The sequence below is a fragment of the Martinezella sp. CNPSo 3890 genome, from assembly GCF_057784455.1.
In genome coordinates, this window is sequence record NZ_JBXSOR010000004.1 from 179,256 (window position 1) to 203,186 (window position 23,931).

General features: G+C 60.7%; 21 protein-coding genes. 9 read left to right on the forward strand and 12 right to left on the reverse strand.

Features of this window, described 5'->3' with window-relative positions; all coding sequences use genetic code 11:
* Positions 1 to 5: 5 nt before the first annotated feature.
* The 5 genes from AC13RC_RS13575 to AC13RC_RS13595 form a co-directional block, all read right to left on the reverse strand.
* Positions 6 to 356 (reverse strand): ribbon-helix-helix domain-containing protein, encoded by a 351-nt coding sequence (locus AC13RC_RS13575; protein WP_004124790.1) that lies wholly within the window; start codon positions 354 to 356, stop codon positions 6 to 8.
* Between the two features lie 18 nt (positions 357 to 374).
* A complete protein-coding gene (locus tag AC13RC_RS13580) occupies positions 375 to 971 on the reverse strand; it encodes a DJ-1/PfpI family protein (RefSeq protein WP_488557427.1) in 597 nt (198 codons plus the stop codon).
* A 94-nt stretch (positions 972 to 1,065) separates the two neighbouring features.
* On the reverse strand, positions 1,066 to 1,458 hold the full coding sequence (locus AC13RC_RS13585; RefSeq protein WP_488557428.1) for a DUF779 domain-containing protein: 393 nt from the start codon (positions 1,456 to 1,458) through the stop codon (positions 1,066 to 1,068).
* Positions 1,459 to 1,539: 81 nt separating this feature from the next.
* Positions 1,540 to 3,048: an aldehyde dehydrogenase gene (gene adh / locus AC13RC_RS13590; protein WP_488557429.1), complete on the reverse strand. Its 1,509-nt coding sequence runs from the start codon at positions 3,046 to 3,048 to the stop codon at positions 1,540 to 1,542.
* Positions 3,049 to 3,202: 154 nt separating this feature from the next.
* Positions 3,203 to 4,156: a helix-turn-helix domain-containing protein gene (locus AC13RC_RS13595; RefSeq protein ID WP_488557430.1), complete on the reverse strand. Its 954-nt coding sequence runs from the start codon at positions 4,154 to 4,156 to the stop codon at positions 3,203 to 3,205.
* Between the two features lie 402 nt (positions 4,157 to 4,558).
* On the opposite strand from AC13RC_RS13595, the gene AC13RC_RS13600 reads away from it, so the two are divergent.
* The 4 genes from AC13RC_RS13600 to AC13RC_RS13615 all read left to right on the forward strand — a co-directional run bounded on the left by AC13RC_RS13600 (position 4,559) and on the right by AC13RC_RS13615 (position 8,174).
* The gene (locus AC13RC_RS13600; protein ID WP_488557431.1) at positions 4,559 to 5,461 is read left to right on the forward strand and encodes a phosphatase PAP2 family protein; all 903 of its coding nucleotides are present in this window, start codon (positions 4,559 to 4,561) and stop codon (positions 5,459 to 5,461) included.
* 187 nt (positions 5,462 to 5,648) lie between these two features.
* Positions 5,649 to 5,903 (forward strand): GCG_CRPN prefix-to-repeats domain-containing protein, encoded by a 255-nt coding sequence (locus AC13RC_RS13605; RefSeq protein ID WP_113329682.1) that lies wholly within the window; start codon positions 5,649 to 5,651, stop codon positions 5,901 to 5,903.
* A 229-nt stretch (positions 5,904 to 6,132) separates the two neighbouring features.
* Positions 6,133 to 6,552, forward strand: coding sequence for a thiol-disulfide oxidoreductase DCC family protein (locus AC13RC_RS13610; protein ID WP_488557432.1), 420 nt, complete (start codon positions 6,133 to 6,135; stop codon positions 6,550 to 6,552).
* The gene (locus tag AC13RC_RS13615; RefSeq protein ID WP_488557433.1) at positions 6,510 to 8,174 is read left to right on the forward strand and encodes a saccharopine dehydrogenase family protein; all 1,665 of its coding nucleotides are present in this window, start codon (positions 6,510 to 6,512) and stop codon (positions 8,172 to 8,174) included. The genes AC13RC_RS13610 and AC13RC_RS13615 overlap by 43 nt, the downstream gene beginning before the upstream one ends.
* A 74-nt stretch (positions 8,175 to 8,248) precedes the next feature.
* Here the strand turns inward: AC13RC_RS13615 and leuA are convergent, their stop codons facing one another.
* The gene (gene leuA / locus AC13RC_RS13620) at positions 8,249 to 9,922 is read right to left on the reverse strand and encodes a 2-isopropylmalate synthase (RefSeq protein ID WP_488557434.1); all 1,674 of its coding nucleotides are present in this window, start codon (positions 9,920 to 9,922) and stop codon (positions 8,249 to 8,251) included.
* 294 nt (positions 9,923 to 10,216) lie between these two features.
* Between leuA and AC13RC_RS13625 the strand changes: the two genes are divergently transcribed.
* Positions 10,217 to 11,038, forward strand: a complete 822-nt coding sequence (locus AC13RC_RS13625; protein ID WP_488557435.1) for an AraC family transcriptional regulator — start codon at positions 10,217 to 10,219, stop codon at positions 11,036 to 11,038.
* A gap of 3 nt (positions 11,039 to 11,041) precedes the next feature.
* Here AC13RC_RS13625 and AC13RC_RS13630 read toward each other — a convergent pair whose 3' ends face one another.
* The 3 genes from AC13RC_RS13630 to AC13RC_RS13640 all read right to left on the reverse strand — a co-directional run bounded on the left by AC13RC_RS13630 (position 11,042) and on the right by AC13RC_RS13640 (position 14,590).
* On the reverse strand, positions 11,042 to 11,599 hold the full coding sequence (locus AC13RC_RS13630) for a GNAT family N-acetyltransferase (RefSeq protein ID WP_488557436.1): 558 nt from the start codon (positions 11,597 to 11,599) through the stop codon (positions 11,042 to 11,044).
* A 2-nt stretch (positions 11,600 to 11,601) separates the two neighbouring features.
* Positions 11,602 to 12,675, reverse strand: coding sequence for a serine hydrolase domain-containing protein (locus tag AC13RC_RS13635; protein WP_488557437.1), 1,074 nt, complete (start codon positions 12,673 to 12,675; stop codon positions 11,602 to 11,604).
* 106 nt (positions 12,676 to 12,781) lie between these two features.
* Entirely contained in the window at positions 12,782 to 14,590 is a 1,809-nt protein-coding gene (locus AC13RC_RS13640; protein ID WP_488557438.1) for a diguanylate cyclase, read from the reverse strand.
* Positions 14,591 to 15,284: 694 nt separating this feature from the next.
* Between AC13RC_RS13640 and AC13RC_RS13645 the strand changes: the two genes are divergently transcribed.
* The 3 genes from AC13RC_RS13645 to AC13RC_RS13655 are packed head-to-tail and all read left to right on the forward strand — an operon-like array spanning position 15,285 to position 18,528.
* Positions 15,285 to 16,793 carry a DUF4153 domain-containing protein gene (locus AC13RC_RS13645; protein ID WP_488557439.1) on the forward strand — a complete coding sequence of 503 codons (1,509 nt, stop codon included), beginning with the start codon at positions 15,285 to 15,287 and terminating at the stop codon, positions 16,791 to 16,793.
* A gap of 17 nt (positions 16,794 to 16,810) precedes the next feature.
* Positions 16,811 to 17,515 (forward strand): response regulator, encoded by a 705-nt coding sequence (locus AC13RC_RS13650; protein WP_113351034.1) that lies wholly within the window; start codon positions 16,811 to 16,813, stop codon positions 17,513 to 17,515.
* On the forward strand, positions 17,515 to 18,528 hold the full coding sequence (locus tag AC13RC_RS13655; RefSeq protein ID WP_488557440.1) for a sensor histidine kinase: 1,014 nt from the start codon (positions 17,515 to 17,517) through the stop codon (positions 18,526 to 18,528). The genes AC13RC_RS13650 and AC13RC_RS13655 overlap by 1 nt, the downstream gene beginning before the upstream one ends.
* Before the next feature lie 91 nt (positions 18,529 to 18,619).
* Here AC13RC_RS13655 and AC13RC_RS13660 read toward each other — a convergent pair whose 3' ends face one another.
* The 3 genes from AC13RC_RS13660 to AC13RC_RS13670 all read right to left on the reverse strand — a co-directional run bounded on the left by AC13RC_RS13660 (position 18,620) and on the right by AC13RC_RS13670 (position 23,112).
* Positions 18,620 to 22,015 (reverse strand): acyl-[ACP]--phospholipid O-acyltransferase, encoded by a 3,396-nt coding sequence (locus AC13RC_RS13660; RefSeq protein ID WP_488557441.1) that lies wholly within the window; start codon positions 22,013 to 22,015, stop codon positions 18,620 to 18,622.
* A gap of 90 nt (positions 22,016 to 22,105) precedes the next feature.
* On the reverse strand, positions 22,106 to 22,387 hold the full coding sequence (locus AC13RC_RS13665; RefSeq protein ID WP_069610368.1) for a YiaA/YiaB family inner membrane protein: 282 nt from the start codon (positions 22,385 to 22,387) through the stop codon (positions 22,106 to 22,108).
* Positions 22,388 to 22,422: 35 nt separating this feature from the next.
* Positions 22,423 to 23,112, reverse strand: coding sequence for a PspA/IM30 family protein (locus AC13RC_RS13670; RefSeq protein ID WP_488557442.1), 690 nt, complete (start codon positions 23,110 to 23,112; stop codon positions 22,423 to 22,425).
* A 134-nt stretch (positions 23,113 to 23,246) separates the two neighbouring features.
* Between AC13RC_RS13670 and AC13RC_RS13675 the strand changes: the two genes are divergently transcribed.
* Positions 23,247 to 23,855, forward strand: a complete 609-nt coding sequence (locus AC13RC_RS13675) for a TetR-like C-terminal domain-containing protein (protein WP_113329668.1) — start codon at positions 23,247 to 23,249, stop codon at positions 23,853 to 23,855.
* Positions 23,856 to 23,931 lie beyond the last annotated feature (76 nt).

Genomic DNA, 23,931 nt, shown 5'->3' on the forward strand with positions numbered 1-23,931 from the left:
TACGCTCAATGATACTTCAGGCGCTCGCGACCGAGGATGGCGGGCGCGTCCACGCCAGCGATCGGCTGGGAAAGATCGCTGGAAATGTCGCCGGCCAGCTGCAGGTCGAGATAGCGGGCGCAGCACACCCGCAGGAACGAGGTGAAATTGCCGAGATCGTGGCCGGCGTCGATGGATTCGTGGTGCAGCTTGGTGATCAGCTGCACTACATTCATTCCGTCACGTCGCGCGATTTCCTCCAGCTTCGACCAAAAGAAATTTTCCAGCCGGACACTGGTCACCATGCCATCGATGCGCAGGGAGCGCGTGGTGCTTTCCCAGAGCCTGGCATCGGCCTTGATGAACAATTCGCACATGCGCGTCTCCCCTCAAGTTCAAGCAGCGTTTGCTGACGACAAGGCATTGGCATCCAGCACGGCCATGAATTGGCGCAGCCATGACGGATGCGCCGGCCATGCCGGTGCAGTCACGAGGTTGCCGTCGGCAACTGCATCATTGATGGCGATGTCGGCATAAATGCCGCCGGCAAGCTCCACCTCGGGCCGGCAGGCGGGATAGGCCGAGCAGGTGCGTCCCTTGAGGACGCCGGCCGCGGCTAACAGCTGCGCGCCGTGGCAGATGGCGGCAACCGGCTTGCCCGCCTCGAAGAAGTGCTGAACAGCCTTGGTGACGTCTGGATTCAGGCGCAGATATTCCGGCGCACGGCCGCCCGGAATGACGAGCGCATCGTAATCTTCGGCGCGGATGCTGGCGAATGTCGCATTCAATGCAAAATTATGACCGCGCTTCTCGGAATAGGTCTGATCGCCTTCGAAATCATGAATGGCCGTTGCCACCGTCTCGCCGGCATTCTTGCCAGGGCAGACGGCATGGACCGTGTAGCCGCAGGCAAGCAGCGTCTGGAACGGCACCATGGTCTCGTAGTCTTCGGTGAAATCACCTGTAATCATCAGGATCTTTGCTGCTGGCATCGTCTTCCTCCCTGAAAACCAACGGACGGCACTTTAGCAAAGTGTCTGCGGTCGCAGGTATTAGGCGAATACTACACGCCGTTTATGGCCCCGCCTATTGCAGCGGCGCACGGCTGATGTCCGGGATTGCGCAGGCTTCGCCACCGCCGAAGAGGCGCGAGCGTGTGAGAAATCGTTTCTCCCGCCCATTGTCGAGCGAGAACATGCCGCCGCGTCCCGGTACGACATCGATGATGAGCTGCGTGTGTTTCCACGCCTCCCACTGACTGCCGCTGATATAGACGGGCATACCGGCGATCTCGCCGAGCTTGACGTCGTTGTCGCCAATCATGAATTCGTCTGCCGGATAGCACATCGGCGAAGAGCCATCGCAGCACCCGCCCGACTGATGAAACAGGATATCGGGATGGTCTTGCTGTATCTCGCGGATAAGCTCAAGTGCCTTCTCGGTCGCAAGCACCCGCGGTTCCGATCCATTATCGTCCATGATGATCCTCCATCCCGAATGTGCGAATACTCGAAGGCTCCCGGCCGCAGCCGGGAGCCTTCCTAGCTTTGTTGGGAGGTCTCAGAAGAAGCCCAGAGCCTTCGGGCTGTAGCTCACCAGCATATTCTTGGTCTGCTGATAGTGATCGAGCATCATCTTGTGCGTCTCACGTCCGATGCCCGATTGCTTGTAGCCGCCGAAAGCGGCGTGGGCCGGATAGGCGTGATAGCAATTCGTCCAGACGCGGCCGGCCTGGATCTCGCGACCAAAGCGATAGGCGCGATTGCCGTCGCGGGTCCATACGCCGGCACCGAGGCCGTAGAGCGTATCGTTCGCGATCTCAAGCGCTTCCCTCTCATCCTTGAACGTCGTGACCGATACGACCGGACCGAAGATTTCCTCCTGGAACACGCGCATCTTGTTGTGGCCCTTGAAGATGGTCGGCTTGATGTAGTAGCCGCTCGACAGCTCGCCGCCGAGATCGGCGCGCGCGCCGCCCGTCAGGACTTCGGCGCCTTCCTGCCGGCCGATATCGAGATAGGAGAGAATCTTCTCCATCTGCTCGCTCGATGCCTGGGCGCCGATCATGGTTGCGGCATCAAGCGGATTGCCCTGCTTGATGGCTTCCACGCGCTTGACGGCACGCTCCATGAAGCGGTCGTAGACCGATTCCTGAATCAGCGCTCGGCTCGGGCATGTGCAGACCTCGCCCTGGTTAAGCGCGAACATCGCAAAGCCTTCGAGCGCCTTGTCGAAGAAATCGTCGTCTTCGGCCGCAACATCGGCAAAGAAGATGTTCGGCGACTTGCCGCCGAGTTCGAGCGTGACGGGGATGAGGTTCTGGCTGGCATATTGCATGATCAGCCGGCCCGTCGTCGTCTCGCCGGTAAAGGCGATCTTGGCAATGCGCGGGCTGGTGGCGAGTGGCTTGCCGGCTTCGAGGCCGAAGCCGTTGACGATATTGAGTACGCCCGGCGGCAGGAGATCGCCGACCAGTTCGGCCCAGACCAATAGCGAGGCGGGTGTCTGTTCCGCCGGCTTGATGACGACGCAGTTGCCCGCGGCCAGTGCCGGCGCAAGCTTCCAGGCGGCCATGAGGATCGGGAAGTTCCAGGGAATGATCTGGCCGACGACGCCGAGCGGCTCATGAAAGTGGTAGGCGACGGTATCGTGGTCGATCTCGCCAATCGAGCCTTCCTGGGCACGGATGCAGGAGGCGAAATAGCGGAAGTGATCGATGGCGAGCGGGATATCGGCCGCTATGGTTTCGCGGATCGGCTTGCCGTTGTCCCAGCTTTCAGCCTGCGCCAGCACTTCCAGCTTGTCTTCCATGCGCTGGGCGATCTTCATCAGGATATTGGAGCGCTCGGTGGTAGACGTCCGCCCCCACTTGTCCTTGGCTGCATGGGCGGCATCAAGCGCGGCGTTGATGTCCTTTTCGTCGGAGCGCGGTATCTCGCAGATCTTGCCGCCTGTTATCGGCGTGAGGTTGTCGAAATACTTGCCCGCGATCGGCTCGCGCCACTCGCCGCCAATATAGTTGCCATATTTGAGTTTGAACGGAGATTCCACGATCTTCTGATGCAGCATGCCATCCTCCCTTGGTCGGCAGGTTCAATAAGCGAACCGATGGGAGAAGTCTGAGGGCATATCGAGGCGGGCGATAGAGGCGGCTTGCCGTGCTGCAGCGCACAGTGTCGCAACTCTGCGACAGCTGCCAGATCGAATGCGCGTTGATGGCGCTTCAGTGGAGATTGAGGCGGTTCATCTTCCGATGCAGCGTCGAGCGGCTCATGCCGAGCGCCGCGGCCGCCTGGGAGACATTGCCGTTGGCGCGGGAAAGAGCCCTGAGCAGGGCCGCGCGTTCAGCCTCGGCCAGATCCTCGCCGACGGCTCCCTGCTGCTCGCGAAGAACATCGGAGGCAGGAATGCCTGCAGCAATGCGGTGATCATCGAGCCGCAGTGCTAGACGGGCCGCGCGGGTCGCACCAAGCACGAGGTCGTTGCGGTCGACGGCCAATAGCGCCGAGGTGGAAGCCGTATCCGTCGGCACCATGACGAAGCGGGCACCTGCAAAGGCGCTGCGGAAAAGATTGAGTTCGATGCGCACAGCCGCATCGCGCACCGTCTGCGACAGGATCGCCAGTGTCGCGTCGTTCACGTCATCGCGGCAGGTGGAAATGTCGAGCGCGCCGGCAAGCTGGCCGCGATGATCGCGGATCGGCGCTGTGGTGCAGCTGAGATTGACGTTTGAGCAGAAGAAATGCTGGTCACGGAAGATCGCAACGGCCCGCTCGTCGGCAAGCGCCGTACCGATGCCGTTGGTGCCGATGCTCGCTTCCGTCCAGACGGATCCGGTCCATAGACCGAGATCGTGAAAGTCCTTGTCGTCGCCGGCAGCGCCCCGGCGTTCGAGTGCGATGCCATCCCGATCCGTCAGAAGCAGGCAGCAGCCGGCTTTGCCGACCGCGAGAAAAAGACGATCCAGTTCACTGGCCGCTTCGGCAACCAGCCGTTCCGATCGCTCCAGCGCTGTTTGAAATTCCTGGCTGGTCAAGCGCATCGGCAGACGCTTCTCTTCCGGCGCCAGACGATGCATGACCATGCACCGTCGCCAGGAGGCAACGACCGAAGAACTCGCCGCCGCCGATTGCGCCGACGCGTAAACCTGATCCGCATGTGCGGAATAGTGCTGCATTTGGCTCCTCCCACCGAACGCTAGCCCAATTGTCGCTAAAAAAGGCCATCGAAGCAATCCTCCTGGCGACTTTCGCCCGGGGCCGCGAAATTCGGCGGCTACCTTGTTGATGGCACAGTCTTTTTCGGCACCGTTGTTTCTTCAGCCCATGACTGCACAGTCCGACCATCGAAGCTGTCTGGCAGATGCCGTGCGTTTTGGTTTTGCCGCCTACACAACCGAGATCTGACCCGCCAATCGCGACCTTTCAGGCCGCTGTCAGCGTGTTGCTGTAGCAGCTTCTTCCTAGGGAAACGGAGCGGAAGGCGATTGGTGAGCCCAGCTCCACGAGCGGCTGTTTCGACATTGATGGAAGTCGGCTTTATGCAGGCATGGCAGCGGGGCCGAGAGGCCATAAAAGAAATGCTGGGACGTTCCGCCGACACCGGTCGCAGACGCATGGCTGGCGGCCTTCACTGCTTCTTCAACACCCCGACCATTAAGCCGCCTGCGAATCGCGCATTTCTGGAGCGCCCGATCGTTATCATCGCCATCTTCCTCGCCTTATCATTGCTCGTCATGTGGGCGGCCGATTATCCCTTGGGCATCTGGATGAAATCGTTTCCCGCGCAATTGCGTGGGACGGCGAAATGGATCAGCAGCCTCGGCACCGGGCTTCTGGTGCTCTCATTCAGCGGAGCGCTGCTGATATTTGCGATCCTCGCGCCCGCGCATAAGCTGCGGAAATCCATGCGAACGGGGGCAGATCTCATCGCGACTGCGGCTGCTTTCGTCTTCCTGGCGGTGGCCGGCGGCGGCATTGTCGATTCGCTCGCAAAGAACATCATCGGTCGCGCCAGGCCGGAACTCCTGGATACGAACGGCGCCTTCTCTTTCCGACCCTTTGCTTTCCATGCCGACTTCGCCTCCTTTCCTTCCGGACACTCGGCAACGGCCGGCGCCATGGCGATGTCGCTGGCGCTGGTCTTTCCCCGCCTTCGCCCCGTCTTCATGCCTGTCGGCGTCCTGATCTGCCTGTCGCGCCAATGGGTCGGCGCACATTGGGCAAGCGACACGCTGATGGGCTGGGGTGTCGGCGTGGCTTTTGCCCTGTGGCTGGCGCATGCATTCGCGCGACGCCGTCTCCTGTTTGCCTATGATTCCAACGGCCGCCTGTGCCCTGGGGAACAATACAAGGCAATTCTCGCCGTTCTGCGCGCGTTGATCCGGCGCATGCCGGTCATCGGCAGGAAAACGGTGCCTGCGGCAAAATCGTGCCCGGCTCAATCTCGCCTCGCATCCCGAGCCCTTGAAATTCGATCCTGATCCCGCGGCCTGATCCCGCGGTAAGTACAGTTCTCCTGCATCGCTCGCCGGCTTACGCACCGCGTATGCCAGCCTTTCCCGTCCGAATGCAAAATCATCGCTATGCAGCGACGGATTTGCCGCTCGTCCCCGTTCAAGCGCTGAAGGGATAACAGCTTGAAGCTCTTCAAGGACGAATGAGGACATCATGAAAAAGATCATTTTGCTGGCTTTCGCCGCGACCGCCTGCTTTGCGGCCATCTCTCCAGCCGAAGCCCGCGATGGCTGCGGCATCGGCTGGCATCGCAACCCGTATGGCTACTGCCGTCCGGATGGACGGCCTGTGGTCGTCGTGCCGGCGGTTCCGGCCTATGGCATCTACTATCCCGGCCGCGGCTACTGGGATGGGCATCGCTATTGGGTGCATCGCGAGTGGTGGCATGGTGGCTGGCGTTATCGCTAAGCTACTCTTCCGCGATGCGTGCGGCCCGATCTTGCAGATCGGGCCGCATGCCAACCGGCGATCGAACGGCTTGCTTCTCTCGATCCTTCCGCTGCCCAGCGCTGCGATGCAAAGCTCGCGGTCGTTTGCCGGTTTGACATGGCAGCCCACGGAAACGTGCAATTGACGGCGACAATGCAACCGGTCAAAGCTGTGACCAGACCGGTTTACGGAAAATAATGCCGCCAACATGAGCAAAAGCACCATCAGCGATTATCAAGGGCCGATCATCGTCTTTGACGCCATGTGCGTCCTGTGTACCGCTAACGCCCAGTTCGTGCTGCGTCATGATCGCCTCGGCCGTTTTCGTCTTGCCTCCATGCAGAATGAAACCGGTATCGCCCTCTATCGCCGCTGCGGCATGGACCCCGCCGATCCGGATAGCCTCATCATCGTCGACGGCGCGAAGGTGCTGCGCGATAGCGACGCGGTGCTGGCCATTTATGCCGGTCTCGGCTGGCCCTGGAAGGCAATTTCCGTGCTGCGCATCGTACCGCGCATGCTGCGCAACCCGATCTACCTTTGGCTTGCCCGCAATCGCTATCGCATCTTCGGCAAACGGGAGACATGCTGGCTGCCGACACCCGAGCAGGCGAGCCGCATACTTTGAAAAGAATCCTCGTTCTCGGCGGCTATGGCGGGTTCGGCGCGCGGCTGTCGCGGCGCCTTGCCGAAGACGGTTTCGAGGTTCTGGTCGCCGGACGCAATCTCGAAGCGGCAAAGGCATTCGCTTCACGATTACCCAACGCACTTGCCCTGCAAGCCGATCGAAATGGCGATATCTCTGCGATCCTCGGGGAGCACAAACCCCTTCTGTTGATCGATGCGGCAGGTCCTTTCCAATATAGTGAGCGGAGAGTCCCGCAGGCCTGCTTAGAGGCCGGCATCCACTATATCGATCTTGCCGACGCGCGCGATTTCGTCGGCGCGATCGGCTCGCTTGACGAAGAAGCTAAGACCGCTGGCGTCACTATCATCTCGGGGGCGTCGAGCGTCCCGGCGCTCTCCGGCGCCGTCGTAGCCGCCCTTACCAAGAACATGGAGGAGGTTCGCTCGATAGAAATGTCGATCAGCGCCTCCAATCGCGCGACCGCCGGCGCCTCGGTCGCAGCGGCGATCCTGAGTTACGTCGGCAAGCCGGTGCGGCTCTGGCGCGGCCGGCGCTGGCAGGACGCGACGGGCTGGCACATGCTGAGGCGCGAAACCTATACCATCGCCGGCCACCGCGCTCTGCGCCGGCTGGTGGCGCTTGCCGACGTGCCAGATCACGATCTTCTGGTCGATAGTTTTGCCGGACAGCCCGGCGTCATTTTCCGCGCGGGGCCGGAATTCGCCTTTCAGACTTTGGCGCTCTGGCTGTTGTCCTGGCCGGTCACTTGGGGATGGCTGACGTCGCTCAGAAAGATCAGCCGCTTCCTGCTGCCGCTGCAACGCCTGACGGCAAGGCTTGGCACGGCGCGATCGGCCGTGACGATCGAAATCAAGGGCATAGAGCAAGGCGCCATGAAGGCTCGTCGCTGGACCCTGATTGCCGAAAACGGCGACGGGGTGGAAATTCCCACGCTTCCGGCGCAATTGCTGGCGCAAGCCTTGCGCGACTGCCGTCTTTCGCCCGGCGCCCGTCACGCCGGCGGGCTCCTGTCGCTTGAGGATTTCCGGGGCTTGTTTCGCGATCTGGCAATCACAGAGGAAACGACGGAAGCGTCCTATAAGCCGCTCTATCGGCGTGTCATGGGTCCTGCTTTCGCGCATCTTTCCGAGCCGGTGCGCGCCATGCACGAGGTCTTCGGCGACGGCGGCGCCAGAGGCGAGGCGGTCGTCACCCGTGGGCGCTCACCGCTTGCACGGCTGGTCGCGAAAATATTTGGCTTTCCCGCGGCAGGAAAGCACGCACTGCATGTGTCCTTCGAGGAAACCAACGGCATAGAAGAATGGACACGGGATTTTTCCGGCCAGCGCTTCCACAGCCATTTGAGCGAAGAGAATGGCCACCTTGTCGAACGCTTCGGTCCCTTCCGCTTTGCATTCGATCTTCCCATTGGGGGTAACGGGCTCAGCATGGAGATGCGACACTGGTCGCTCCTGTGCATTCCGCTGCCGCGCCTTCTGGCGCCCCAAAGCATCGCTCGTGAATGGGCGGAGGGCGATCGCTTCCACTTCGACGTACCGATTGCCCTCCCTCTCATCGGCCCCGTCGTTCATTATCGGGGCTGGCTGCAGCCAATCGAATGATCCAATCCGGCGTCTTGGCGCCGCCCGGCTATCGGCCGATTTGCAGCCGATAGCGCGAGCGGAACAGACGATCGTCAACCGGCCGCACTGGCGGCGCTGAGGACCGCCTTGACGGTTGCGGTCGCAACATCGGCATCGATACCGACGCCAAACACCTGCGACCCGTCCGGCCGGACGCATTGCAGATAAGCGGCCGCTTGCGCATCGCTGCCGCGGCGCAAGGCATGCTCCTGATAATCCATGACACTCAGTTCCACTGCGAAGGCCTCGGCAATCGCGGCAAGCACCGCCGAAAGGAGGCCGTTGCCGCGACCGCTGACGACGACATCCTGATTGCCATGGCGAATCCGGCCAATGAAGATGCGCTCGGCGCCGGTTCCCCTGCGAAAACCACCTTCGTAATCGACGAGTTCGAAGCGCTCGAAATCGTCAACATGATAGGCGTGGACGAACGCCTTCCAGATATCTTCGGCCGTCAGTTCGCGCTTCGTCTCATCGGCGAGGAGCTGCACCCGCCTGCTGAAATCGACCTGCATGGCGCGCGGCAGCTTCAAGCCCTTGTCCTGCTCGATCACCCAGGCGACCCCGCCCTTGCCCGACTGGCTGTTGACGCGGATGACGGCCTCGTAGCTCTCGCCGATATCGGCGGGATCGACCGGCAGGTAGGGCATTTCCCAGACGCCGTCATTGCGCCGCTCATGCGCGGCAAATCCCTTGCGGATCGCATCCTGATGCGAGCCGGAGAAGGCCGTGTGCACGAGTTCGCCCGCATAAGGGTGGCGCGGATGGATGGGCAGACCGTTGCAATATTCCACCGTCTTGACCACGTCACGGATCGACGGAAAGTTCAGGCAGGGATCGATGCCCTGCGTGTAGAGGTTTAGCGCTAGCGTCACCAGATCGACATTGCCGGTACGCTCGCCATTGCCGAACAGGCAACCTTCGACTCGATCGGCGCCTGCCAGCAGCGCCTGCTCGGCCGAGGCCACCGCCGTACCGCGATCATTATGCGGATGAACGCTGATGATGACGGCATCGCGGCGCGAAATATGGCGGCAGAACCATTCGATCTGGTCGGCATAGACATTCGGCATCGCCACTTCCACCGTTGCCGGCAGGTTGAGGATGGCTGGGCGTTCCGCAGTCGGCTGCCAGACATCGAGCACGCGCTCGCAGATTTCAAGCGCGAAATCCGGCTCGGTGAAGCAGAAGGTTTCCGGCGAATATTCAAAGGTCCAGTCGGTCTCCGGCTGCTTCAGGCTTTCCTCCAGCATTGCGGTAACACCGCTGATGGCAAGGTCGACAATCTCGTGTCGCTCCATGCCGAAGACGACGCGGCGGAAGAGCGGTGCGGTCGCATTGTAGAGATGGACGATGGCTTTGCGGGCGCCGATGAGGGATTCGAACGTGCGCGCGATGAGATCGGCGCGCGATTGGGTCAACACCTGGATCGTCACATCCTCGGGGATGCGGTGTTCCTCGATGAGCGCACGGACGAAATCGAACTCGATCTGCGAGGCCGACGGAAAGGCGACCTCGATCTCCTTGAAGCCGGAGGCGAGCAGCATGTCGTAGAAGCGCAGCTTGCGCTCGACATCCATAGGATTGGCAAGCGCCTGGTTTCCGTCGCGCAGATCCGTTGACAGCCAGCGGGGTGCCTTGGCGAGGCACCTGTTCGGCCATCGCCGATCCGGCAATTCAATGGGCGAGATGAAGGGACGATATTTGGTTTCAGGATTCTTCAGCATGATCCGTTCCGTTGCATGTCGGTCAATTGGGGAGAAAGCGGACAGCAGAATACGGCCGCCGGGATGCCGTCAGGCCCGACGACCGCGGCTAAGTCGCAATGCAACGGAAAACTGAAGAGAAACGGGTATGCAGGACGAAGTGCCGGCATCCATCCGCACGCGCAGCGATGCGACGGCAGCGCCATGCGGCCGATCCGATCGATGCAGATTGTGGGATGCGGCAGACACGAAAGTAGATATCCTGCTGGAAAGGAACTCTAGGTTACTGTCGACATCTTTGATATTCTCGCGCGTATGGATCATTCATCGTCGCAAAAGGATCAATACTATCTTCAGCACGGCACCGATGTCGCTGAAGGTGTCGCCGTCATCGCACATGACGATCATCGCTTCACCAGTTCTCGCCACAGCCATAGGCAGGCGCAACTGCTCTACGCCGTCAGCGGCGTGATCTCCTTGACCACGGATAGCGGCACCTGGGTCGTACCGCCGAGCCGAGCGGTCTGGCTGCCGCCGCAGCTCGAACACGTGACGGCAAGCCATACGAGCGTGCAGTTTCGCTCATTATTGATCGATCCCAATGGCAGAGATGCGTTACCGAATGAGTGCACGGTGGTGGAAGTCACCCCGCTGCTGCGCGAACTCATCCTGCGGCTCGCCGGTCTTGTCGACAAACCCGATCAGAAAGAGGTTGTGGAGGCAGTCATTCACCTGCTGCTTCTCGAACTTACCTTCTTGCCGGCACAGCCGCTGAAGCTCCCTCTACCGAAACATCCGGGGCTTGCGGCGTTCTGCGAAACCTTGCTCGGCGATCTTGCGAGCACAATCTCGATCGAAGAGGCGGCCAATGGGCTGCATATGAGCCGGGCAACCCTCATGCGGCTATTTCAGCGCGAAACGGGACTGAGTTTCGGCCGGTGGCGACAACAGGCACGCATGCTGAAGGCGCTCACCTTGCTCGCGGAGGGTCGAAGTGTTCTCGATGTCGCGCTGGACTGTGGCTATGAGAGCCCGAGCGCCTTCTCGGCAATGTTCCGGCGGGCGCTCGGGCGCTCGCCCCGAGACTATTTTCAATCCGCAGCGCTGGCCGGCGAAATCAGCCAGGGGACTGACTAGAGGCTAGTTCTGTCGGTCGCTGGCCAGGCAGCCGAACATGCGGAAATCATGGAAGGCCTCTTTGAACCGCGCCTTCTGCCGCAGTGTGCCCTCATATTGGAAGCCCGCTTTTTCCAGAACCCGATCGGAAGCTGTGTTTCCCGGCAACGTCCAGGCTTCGATGCGATTGAGCGAAAAATCGTCGAAGCCGCACCGGACGATAGCCCTCGCCGCCTCACTCATCAGCCCCTTGCCCCAGGCCGAAGGATGCAGCTCATATCCAAGTTCGGCGCATTTAGCACGCCGATCGATGCTATTGAAGCGGATCGCGCCGAGCAAGTGGCCTGAAAGCCGATCCTCGATGATCCATGAACAACCTGCTCCCTTGGGGAAGATTTTGATCATCCATCGCAGGGAACGTTCAATCTGCGCCATTTTGGGCGCATCAACCCAATTCGAGAACCGCGTGACCTCCGGAATCGAAATCAGCGCATGGAAGTCGTCGCGATCGTCCATACTCGCTTCGCGAAGCCGCAGCCGCGCGGTGACAAGGGTGGGGAACTCGGTTTTTGAAGGCGCCATCGTCACGCTTTCAGCAGATTGGCAAGGATAATTTCGCGCCAGACGCGGGTGGGCGTGATCCAGGCGTCCCAGGAATTATACCTGCCGGAATAGATGACGGCGGCGATACCCGCATCGGGCATCAGCCAGAGTCTTTGCCCGCCATTGCCGAAGCCGGCATACCACGGGCGCAGCCCATCAAACGCCGGCACCGGCGCGTCGCCCCAGAACCACAACCTGCCGTAGCTCAGACCGTCCCCGGTCGAAATCGCCGGCGCGAGAGATTGCGCGATCCACTCTTCCGAGACGATCCTTTTGCCGTTCCACACGCCCTTCTGGAGGAAAAGCATCCCGATCTTCAGCAAATCGGGAGCGGTCAGGCGTAACCCGGATGCCGGCGACGCCACGCCGTCACGCCCGGCGTTCCAGTGGAATTTTGCAATCTCCAAAGGTTCAAAGAGAACCTCTCGCGCGAAATCGGGCAATTGCTTGCCCGTGCCGCGCTCGATGACCGCCCCCACCAGCGCGACGCTGCCGCCGGAATAAATCCAGCGCGTTCCCGGCTCGGCGATCACCGGACGCTCCAGAACAAAACGATATCGGTCCGGCGCATTCTCCATCGCAATTTCGCTGTTCAGCGGGTCGGTATAGGGGCGATCCTCGTCCCACTCCATCCCCAGCGTCATCGTCAGGGCATGGCCGACAGTGATCTTGGCGCGCGCAGGATCTCGGGCGAGATCGCCGTATTCCGGGAACTGCTCGTAGAGCGATGCATCCAGTGGCGGTACCAATCCTCTGTCGAGCGCGATGCCATAAAGAAGGCCGGCAATGCTCTTGGTGACCGAACGAAGATCGTGCAGCGTATCGGCGTCGAAGGCGACATCCCCAAGCGGATCTCCCCAATTTTCATCGGAACCAACGGCGTAATATTCCAGGCATACGCGCCCGGAACGGGCGGCAAGCACGACATGCAGATCGCGCAGCAGGCCAGATTCGATGCCGGCTTCAAATTTGCGGCCGAGACCGGGATCAAAGCCCATGGCCTGCAAGGTCTCGCGATCAGGTGACAAGGATGAATTGCTCTGCGTCACGGCCATGAAATCACCTTCCTCCGCTATGCGACCTTCAGCTCAGGCTACAATCCAAGCATGTGTTCGGCAAGGTGATCACACCGCATTTCGCCGCCGCTGTCGTCCGTCGAAATCAGCTCCGTTCCACCCGCAATTCACCGCCCGCCTCCACGACGAACGCCGCCACTGTCCTGTTGCGGCCGTTCAGCTTTGCCTTCAGCAAAGCGCCGTCCGCGCGGTTGATCAGGGTCGTGGTCGGTCCCGACACCGGGGAAGAGGCGATGCCGACGGAGACGGAAAGCGGCCCAACAATCCGCGCGCGATAAGAAAAAGGCGTGCCGAACACACTCGTACGCAGCTTCTCGGCAAGCGCAAAACCTTCCTCGTCGGTCATATCCGTGGCAATGACCGTCAACTCCTCCCCGCCGAAGCGGTAGACTGTACCGGCCTCGCCAACCGTATCGGCAACGATCTGCCCGACATGCCGCAGCACCTCGTCACCGGCATCATGGCCGAACTCGTCATTGAAACGCTTGAAGTGATCGATGTCGATCATCATGCAGATGACCGTGCGGGCGGATTGATCCCTGTGAAGGTTGTTGAGCGCCTCGTCCAGGGAGCGCCTGTTGAGCAAGCCTGTCAGCGCGTCGCGCACGGCGAGATTGATCAACCGGTCGCGCAGCTGCAGATTGGCGATCGCAAGGCCGATATTCTCGGCGATCAGCTCCAGATAGAGTCGCGGCGCATCGGCGGCCGTCGCATCCTTCGTGCGGTCCTCGAAATAAAGCAGGCCGATCGCCTCGCCGAGCGCAGTCAGGGGAACGCAAAGACCCGGCACGCCGGAGTGATCCAGATGCTGACAGGGAATATCGGTATCCGCCACGTGGCTGACATGCGGGCGACCACGGCGCAGGCCCCAGCAGGCGGAAGCAGCAAAGGAACGCTCGGTATGTTCGGGCTCCAGCCACCGGCTGACTTCGCTCAGCGTCGTCCTGCTTTCGTTCATCGTGTAGAGGCATCCCGCGACACCGGGAAAGATCTGCGGCACGAAGAGTGCGACGACTTCGGCAAGCTCGTTCTGGGCATAGCAGGCCTGGAGGCGATGCATCATCTGCAGGATGAGATCCTTGGTTTCCAGATCGCGCTTACGCTCGGCGTCGAGACGGTTTCGCTCCAAACCGTTCTCGCGGAAGATCTGGATCGCGTCGTTCATCTCTCCGATCTCGTCACGGCGGCGGTCGGTCGGCACCTCGACGGCATAATCCTGTCTTGCCAGCCGGTTGACGATCCCGGTCATGCGCACCAGCGGCAGCGCCACCCGGCGCCGCAGGATGAAATAGAGCACGCCGAGGAATATGACCGCAGTCAAGGCCAGCATCACTTTGGCAATGTTGGCCCAGAGATCGCTGCGTGCCTGCGCGGAATGGAAGGAGGCCTCGGTGCGCGCCGTCGCCAGGGCGCGAAACTGATTGACGCTGTTGAGCAGTGCCGTCTGGATGCGCTCATGTTCAGGGCCGAACAGCGTATCGCGCGCACCGGTCTGATCGCCGCCGGTATAGGCGGCGACCGCCGCCGCCTCCACTTTATCGAGCGCCTGCGCATTGACCGCCACCTCCTCGATGACCTGACGCTCAGCATCCGGAATGCCGAGGCCGCGCAGAGCATTGATTGCCGCATCCCGACGACGCTCTTCACCTTCGTCGACGGTGAAGGCATTCAGATGTCTCTCCTCGCCGCGCACGACATAGAGGCGAGCTTCGTCCGTCGTTTCCTCCGCGCCGAGTGCAAGCTCCTCGCCCATGCTGTTCAGCAGCAGATGCTGCTCCACGGCCTGCCGCTCCTGCACAGCACTTCGGGCCGAGAGGATGAATGCCACAGCCGACAGCAAGGTCAGGACCACGGTGATACCGTAGGCCCAATTCGTAATTGTGGTAATTCTCATCTGCCGTCCTCTATGCCTTCTTCAGACACTCCTAAAGTACACGCCGTGCCGAGCCCTCTATTATGAAAAGCAGCCGCAGGATCAAGCGAGAATATGCAGCGTGGAAAGCTCATTCCCGGCGCACAGGCACGAACCCTCGTCTGCATCGCGCGGCGCGGAGAGCTGTGGGCGTCGCGATCTTCTGACGAGAACCTCGGTTGCGGCCGAGCGGCCGCTTCCGAGATTCCCGGCTGTCGTCAGGGGTGAGTACGACAGCCGCGTCAACAAATCGATTTTCAGACCCGCAATCCATAGGCCGACTGGAAGCTGGGAAATATATGCTTAAGTTCCACAAGTGACTGCCCCATTTTGGGACATCTTTCACGCAATGCTAAAATTTATCCTGCCAAGATTGGCCTTGCGCACGGCAATTGTTGTTCAAATCTCAGACAAGTGCGATGATTTGAACTTTCCAACCTAACCCATTTTCCTGAATAGCTCCTCGGCTTCTGCACAGATTCTGCAAAGACGAGCGCCATCGTCGCGCCATGAACAACACGCCCGAGACAGTCACCGCTCCGCCCGCCCGCTTGCCACGCAGCCTTCTCAAAGAAGGCTGGTGGCTCAGGGACGATCGTCATCCTCAAGCCGATCCGCCCGCTCAAGGGGCCGAGATCATACCCTTCGCCGAACATCTTGCACGGAGCCGATACCGATGAGCCTATCCGATGCAGCGACCCTTCCCTTAAACTCCACAAATAAATCCCATCGCAAACTCCTCACATTCATTGCCCTTGTCGCCCTGGCAGACCTTCTTCTTTTCGACAGACAGCCCGGCCTCAATCTTTTTATCTTCACCAATGCCGTTGCCGCCGGTCTGCTCAGCTCCTCTCGAAAAAGACCATCCGTTCAAAAAATCGCGGCGCTTGTCACCCTCGGTCTTGTCGCGTCCATTCCGCTTGCCGAAGCCACCTCCTGGATGGGCATCGCAATCAGCCTTCTCAGCCTTTGCTTGATCTCGCTCGACATCGGCGGATTGATCCCCTCGCAATGGACTCGCCTGCCGCTCGTGCTGCTGCGTTTCCTTCTGGACGTGCCGGCGCGGCCTTTTCGCCGCGCGAGCTATCGCTGGCTGCAGCACCTGCAAAAACCGTCACCGCACGGCGTCCGGCATCATCTTCGCAACTGGATCATGCCGCTGGTTTTCGCCGCAGGCTTTCTTGCCCTCTTCGCAGCCGCCAATCCGTTGATCGACAAGACGCTGCGCAGCATCGACCTTACCTTCCTGCTGCAACTGTTGAGCATATGGCGGATCGGCTTCTGGCTTGCCGTTGCAGCCTTCCTGTGCTTGCTGCTTCGCCCACGCCTCATGCGGTGGCGCCTTCGCCGACGGAATGTTCCCGATATCGCAACCGGAGCTGAAGATGCGCTATTCAGCCATGGTGCCCTGCTGCGTTCGCTGCTGGTCTTCAATGTGCTGTTTGCCGTGCAGACGCTGCTCGATCTCACCTATCTCTGGGGTGGCGCCAGCCTGCCAGATGGCATGAGCCATGCCGAATACGCCCATCGCGGCGCCTATCCACTGATGCTCACCGCAATCCTCGCTGCCATCTTCGTGCTTGCTGCCATGCGGCGCGGCGGCCCAGGCGACAGAAGTCCCATGCTTCGCGGCCTGGTACATCTCTGGATCGCGCAGAACATCCTGCTTTGCCTTTCCTCCATTCTGCGGCTCGACCTCTATGTCGAAGTCTATTCGCTGACGGAGCTGCGCGTTGCGGCCGGCATCTGGATGGGGCTGGTCGCGGTCGGTCTCTGCCTCATCCTTCTGCGCATCCTGCTGGATCGCTCCAACGAGTGGCTGATCGCGTTAAGCTCCGCGATGCTGGTTCTTACGCTCTATGCCGCCGCGCTCGCGGATATTCCCGCCTTCATCGCCCGCTTCAACGTTGCCCATAGCCGTGAGATATCGGGTGAAGGCATCGTGCTCGATCTTGATTATCTCTTGACACTCGGCCCGGCGGCCATTCCGGCGCTCGACACCTATCTGGCATCGCTGCCCGCCGACGCGGATGCTCGCAGGGTGCGCGAAGCACTACTATGGCAGCATCTCGGACGCTCGCACGATTGGCGAAGCTGGACATATCGTGGAGCCCGTCTCGACGGCTACCTCAAGCGGAAGCAACTCTTGCAAGATCAGGCGGAAACGAAGAAAACGAATGGGTGAACCAGGACCCTTACAGCATGGCCCAGCGCATCCTCGTCGCCGACGACGAACCGAATATTCGCGACGTGATCTGCTTCGCGCTCGACCGCGCCGGCATGAAGACGACGACCGCGCGCAATGGCACTGAGGCCATGATGGCCTTTCACAAAGGCGGTCTCGATCTCATCGTCCTCGACGTTGGCATGCCCGATATGGATGGACTGGAAGTCTGCCGCCGCATTCGCAAGACATCGAACCTTCCGATCCTCTTCCTGTCGGCGCGCGACGAAGAAATCGACAGGATCCTCGGCCTGGAAATCGGCGGCGACGATTATGTCACCAAACCTTTCAGCCCGCGCGAACTGGTTGCCCGGGTAAAGACTATCCTGAAGCGAACCGGCCATGGCTCTGAGCCGGATGCGGCCAATAGCTCCGTGTCCGTGGGATCTCTGCGGCTCAATCGCGGTGGCCGCACCGCCAGTTTCGCCGATGTACCTCTCACCTTGACCGCACTTGAGTTCTCGATCCTCGATACGCTGCTGTCGCGCCCCGAGATCGTCTTCAGCCGCGATCAACTGATGGAAGCGGCCTATGGCGCTGACATGCAGGTCGCAGACCGCACCATAGACAGCCATATCCGCAATCTTCGCGCCAAGCTTTCGGCCGCCGGCGGCAAGGGCATCATCGCCACGGTGCACGGCATCGGCTTCAAGCTGACATCACCAACGGAAGGAAGCGTCTGATGCACGCGCCAAGGGTAAAGCCGAAGTGGCGGCCGCCGCTTGCCCTCATCGTCTATGCCGTGCTTCTGACCGTGATGATGCTGCCGCTGCTGACTGTCATCTGGTTTCGCGCCGTACGCGCCGCCTCGGGAGCCATGGCACCGGCGGAGATCGCCACCCTCGCTGCCGTTCTGATCCTCACCCTCATCGTCGCCTATGTGCTCACGCGCACGCTGACTACGCCGATCAATGCCCTGATCGCCCGCACCGAAGAGATCGCCCGCGGCGGACGATCCGCAATCCGGCCGCTCGACATCTACGGCACGCGCGAGGTCGCAACCCTTTCGCAGAGCTTTCTCGATCTCGCCGGCAAGCTGGTCGATCATTCCGATTATGTGCGCTCCTTTGCCACCCATGTTTCGCACGAACTGAAATCGCCCCTCACCTCAATCAAGGGAGCGGCGGAACTGCTGCGCGACGATGACGACAGCAATCCGATGAGCCAGGAGCAGCGCAACCGCTTTCTCGCAAACATCATCGCAGACACCGAACGGCTGGACAGGCTATTGTCCCGCCTGCGAGAGCTGGCGAAAGCCGAGCTCCCGTCCGAGCAAGGTTCAAGCAGCCTTCGCGACGTTATAACCGAGCTAAAGATGCAATTTCGCCAATTGGCCATTAGCGACGAAGGCAGCGTCGTCAAGATGCTGCCGCTGCCAGTCGAGGCCGCCTGTATTGTCTTCGCCAATCTGGCGGAAAATGCCTCTCAGAACGGCGCCACAAGCCTTACAATCAAGGCAAGCGACGAAGGGCGGAGAATGACGATCCAGGTGCGCGATAATGGTCGTGGCATTGCCGATGGCAATCGGGATCGCGTCTTCGAGCCCTTCTTTTCGACGCGGCGGGACGATGGCGGCACGGGCATGGGCCTCGGCATCGTGAGAGCGATGCTCGCTTCGCATGGCGGTAGCGTCGAGTTGTTGGATAGCGGCAAGGATGGCACGACGTTTCAGATCATCCTGCCAATTGCCGCCTGAAACGAAAGTGATGCACTCCGCCATGAACTGGCAGCAAAAAGCGGCCGATGGCAGAAACCATCGACCGCTCCACTGCTTCAGGATCCGGAGCTTACGCCGCCTGTGACTGCGCTTGAGCTTCCAAAGCCATGGCGCGTGCCGCGACGAAATCGACCTTGCCGGAGCCGAGAACCGGCACCTTGCCGACGGTCACTTCGGCGGGGACCATCATTTCCGTGGCGCCCTTCGATTTGGCGAATGCTAGGAAATCGCTTCGCGTCGCATCCGGCGCATCGGTCAGGAGCACGAGACGCTCGCCCTTCTTGACGTCGGGCACCGCCGAGACGACGCTGAGAGCACCCGGCCAGAGCTGTGCGGCAAGCGTTTCCACCGCGGCAAGCGAGATCATTTCGCCGCCGATCTTGGCGAAGCGCTTGGCGCGGCCGCGGATCTTGACGAAGCCGTCCTCATCGATCGTAACGATGTCGCCGGTATCGTGCCAACCCTCAGGCAGCGGCTCGAGGACGCCGGGATTGTCGGCGCGCAGGTAGCCGGCCATGACGTTGGCGCCGCGGATCAGAAGACGGCCGCCCTCGTCGATGCCGGGTACCGGCTCGAGCTTCCATTCTATCCCCGGCATGATCTTGCCGACCGTTCCGGTGCGGTTGTACATCGGCGTGTTCAGCGATATGACCGGCGCGGCTTCGGTGACGCCATAGCCTTCCAGGATGCGCAGGCCGAACTTCTCCATATAGACCTCGCGGGTCGATGCCTTCACAGGCTCGGCACCCGAGAAGATGTAGCGGATCGACCGCAAATCGTAAGGATGAGCTGTGCGGGCATAGCCGTTCAGGAACGTATCCGTGCCGAAGACGATAGTAGCGTTCGACACATAGATCAGCTCCGGCACGATGCGGTAGTGCAGTGGCGACGGATAGAAGAACACCGGCACGCCCGAGACCAGCGGCAGGATAGTGCCCGCCGTCAGGCCGAAGGAGTGAAACATCGGCAAGACATTGAACACCTTGTCGCCAGGGTGGAAGTCGATGCGCGAGGCGGCCTGGGCGGCATTCGAGAGAACATTGCGGTGCGTCAGCACCACGCCCTTCGGTGCCCCTTCCGAACCGGAGGTAAAGAGAATGACGGCCGGATCGTCGGCGCTGCGCTTCACCTGTGGCCGATATTTGCGCATGAGGCCGACGATCTTGTCGAAAGCGGTGATCTGCGTGCGCAGCTCGTCCAGCCAGACGAGGGTCACATGCTTTTCGAGCTCCTCGACCACGGGACCGAGCTTTGCCTGCGTGATGAAGGCACGCGAGCAGAGCACATGCTTGACCTCAGCCGTCCGACAGGCGGATAGGATGTTGGCCGCACCAGCCGTGAAGTTCAGCATGGCCGGAACCTTGCCCGCCGACATAACGCCGAGCACGGTCGCGGCGGTGCCATTGGCATTCGGCAGCATCACGCCGAGCGTCTTCTCGTTCGGGAACATCTTCCTGAACTTCGCACCCAATACCGCAGCCCCTGTCAGCAGCTTGGCATAGGAGAGCTTGCCGGCGATCGGGTCTTCGACAGCGAGTTTCTTGCCGCCATATTCATGGGCGCTGTCGATGACGCGTCCAAGGACGGTATTATTGGTGTCGGCGGTGCGGAACATCAGCGTCGACATGATCTGGTAGAGAGCGGCACCTGCGGCGATACGGCGCTTCCTGCCCTTGAGTTCCGCGGGAACATCGAGCTTGACCGGCTCGAGGATCGTCACCTTGACCTTGGGGAAGAGGCGGCGGCGAACATGGTTCGACGTCAGATAGGAAGCATAGCTCTTCTCCAAACCATCGATGCGAACGGGTACGATCATCGCGCCGGTCTTGTCGGCGACCATGGCGGCACCGTCATAGACCTTCATCAGCGTGCCGGTGACGGTCAGGCGTCCCTCGGGGAAGATGCCGACCGGGCTGCCGTCCTGGATGACCTTGATCAGCGAGCGCGTCGCCATCGGCTTGGTCGGGTCGAGCGGCAGGAACTTGCACATCTTCAAAAGCGGCCGTACCCACCATTTCCTCGCGAAGGCATAGTCGATGGCAAAGACCGGCTCTTCCTCGGTGATGGCGAGCGCGAGAGCACCGTCGAGCAGGCTTACATGGTTGAGCGCGATGATCGGTGCGGGGCCGGCCTTGCGGATGTTCTCAAGGCCCTCGACCTCCAGCCGCATGAAGGCGCGGAAGATGATGGAGATGAGATCACGGAAGGCATTGGTTGGCAGCATTTTCAGCATGAGCCAGGCGATCGCCACGTTGAGCACGGAGATGCTGAGAATGATCATCGGGATCGACAGGCCTACGGCCTGAAGCACCGCCACAAGCGCCAGGCCGACGGCAATGAAGAGAGCGGAAAGCACATTCGACGCGCCGATGACGCGAGCGCGGCGATCCTCATGCGCCCAGCTCTGCATGGCCGAAAACGTCGGGACGGCCAGGAACGCACCGCCGATCGCCATGCCGGCGAGATCGATGGCAACGCGGATGGTCTTCGGTCCGGCAAAGAAGGCAAGAATGGTTTCGGCATGAGAGGTCGACTCCAGACCCCACAGGCTCCAGCCGAGATCGAGGCCGAAGAGCGCGACGATCAGCATGCCGATGGGCGCCGGCAGAAGCACGATACGGCCGGCCGCCATCCATCCGGCAATGGCCGAGCCAATGGCGACGGAGATCGCGAAGATCGCCAGATAGGCGGGAACGACGATTTCCGAGCCGCCGAGAATATCGGTGACCATGACCGGCAGCATCGACATGATGAAGGCGCCCACGAACCAGAACCAGCAGTTCATCAGCGAAGCCCGCCAGATGCGGCTATCGGCACGAAGCTCGTTGACCAGCCTGTAGCTGGAACGCACGACATTGGTGTCGACGACGAGATCCGGCGCCTTGGAGCCCGTCGCAGGAATCAGGCGGGCGGCGAACCAGCAGAGGATGGAAAGCCCCATCATCATCGGCCCGAAGATCCAGACATTTTCGCCCTCGCGGAAGGCGACCGCCGCAACCATCGTGCCGGTCAAGATGGCAATGAAAGTACCGCCCTCGATCCACGCATTCGCCTTTGGAAGATCTCGGCTTTGCAGATGATCCGGCAGGATGCCGTATTTGATCGGCCCAAAGAGCGAGGAAATGACGCCGAAGCCGAAGAGGGCAAGCATCAGGATCCAGATGGAGGAGAAGGCGATGCCGACAACGGAGATCGCCGCGACACCGAGCTCGCAGCGCTTCAAAAGCTCTGCCATCTTGGCCTTGTCGTATTTGTCGGCAAGCTCGCCCGCAATCGCCGACAGGAGCAGGAACGGCACGATGAAGATGCCGCCGGCAAGTGTGACCAACGCCGCACCCTCCGTCGCCATCTGCGCGAGAATGACGAAAACCAGAGTCTGCTTTAAGAAATTATCATTGAAGGCGGTCAGGAATTGCGTCCAGAACAGCGGCGCGAACTTCCTCGATCTCATCAGGTGCGTTTGCATGGCGTATCCCTCATTCGGCCAACAGGACGCCATAGAGTTGTTACGCAAAGATTGAGCGCGGATACAACTCTACGGCGTCGTTAATAAAGACTAGTCCTGACCGTCACGATTGAACTTAACCAGAAGCTTTTCCGTACGGGCATCTTCTACCTTGCGGATCAGCTTGTCGGCTTCGCTATTGTCTCGGATCGTCTTGGTGACGTTGACCGCCGTCTGCACCAGCATCAGGATGCCCATGGCGAGATAGCCTTTGCCCCAGAGATCGATCGGCATCATGTAAAGGCCAATGAGGAGCATAAATGCGGCAGCGGCAAAAGAGATGTAGGAAAAGCTGACCCAAGCCTGGGAATGTTTCTGAAAGCTGTCGTTCATGATCGTATCCTCTCAATTATCTGATGAGTTTGTTTTCAGGCTGCTGAATTCATGCGCTCACGCAGGCGGGTAAGCACGTCGTCGGCCGAAGGACCGAGCGGTGCGCCGCAGCCGGCATTGGCGAGTTTTTCGATGATATGTGCCTGTCGGCTCGCGGCATCCATCTCCTTCATGGCCGAGGCTGCGATCTCGCAGCGGCTCTGATAGGCCTGAAGACGGGCAAGCGTCTCCTCGGCGTCATCGAGTGTCGCCAGGCCGGAATTGTCGTCGCAGGCGGCATTGAGCTTCTGTGTCTGCTCGGTGGCGCGCGCCAGGCGTTCGCCCCGCTGCAATTCCTGCAGCCGCGCTTCCGATGTGCGAACGGTTGCCTTGAGTTTGCCGATCGTCTGAGTGAATTGCGCCTGTGCCTTCTCGGATGCGTCGCGCTCGGCTTCGAGTTGGGCGATCGCCTCGGCCGCCTCCCGCGCAAGTTCTTCGCTTCCCTTCTGCAGGGCGGCGACGGCGCGTGTTTCCAAGTCCGCAATGCGGCCGATGATCGCTGCGTGCCGGTTCTTTTCCTGCTCATTCTGCGCGATGGCAATCGCCACGGCCCGCCGCGCCGACTGAATCGCGCTGGCCGCCTCGCGGATCTGCTGGGCCAGCAGCGGCACCGCGTTGCGATCGATGAATGCCTGTTCGGCATCGCAGGCCCGACCGCGAATGAGCGTCAGAATTGAATTGAACATTTGTCGTCTCCCGTTTATGAACGATGTTCACGAAACGATGTATGCCAGAATGATGAACATCGTTCAAGAAAAATTTTGAACGATGTTCAAAAAAATCGGATTGGATGTTCAAAAAAATCGGATTGGAATTGTCAATGGCGAGAAAAACTCTGGAAAAGCGCGAGGACCTGAAGCTCAGGTTGATCGAGGCGGCACGCAATCGCATTGCAGCCAACGGGATTTCCAACCTGAGGGCGCGCGACGTCACACAGGATGTCGGCTGTGCTCTCGGAGGTCTTTACACTGTCTTTGCTGATCTCGACGATCTGGTCATTCACGTCAATTCGGCGACGCTGAAGGCGCTGGAAGCGTCGCTGACACTGGCCGAAGTCAAGAATCACACCCCAACCGACCGGCTGCGCAATCTCGCACGGGGCTATCTGCGCTTTGCGGTCACCCATCGCAATCTGTGGAAGGCGCTGTTCGACCATCGGCCTCCCGATGACCGCCCGAGCCCCGAATGGCATCTCGAAGAGCATATGTTCCTGATGGGCGTCATTGCCGAGCCGCTCGCGGAGTTGCAGCCGAACATGTCGGAAACGGCACGTGCAATCCGGGCGAGAACGCTCTTCGGCGCCGTGCATGGCGTCGTCAGCATCAGCCTCGAAGGGCGTTTCGTCGGCTTGCCGATCGAAAGCCTGGAACAGGAGCTCGACGATTTCATCCTGACGGTCGCAGCGGGAGCTGCGGCGAGGCAAGGCTAATACCCGCTGTAAGGGAAACGCGCTCCGTCGTATGGTGCCGTTCAGACCGCCGCTTCAACGAACGGTTTCCTGACTG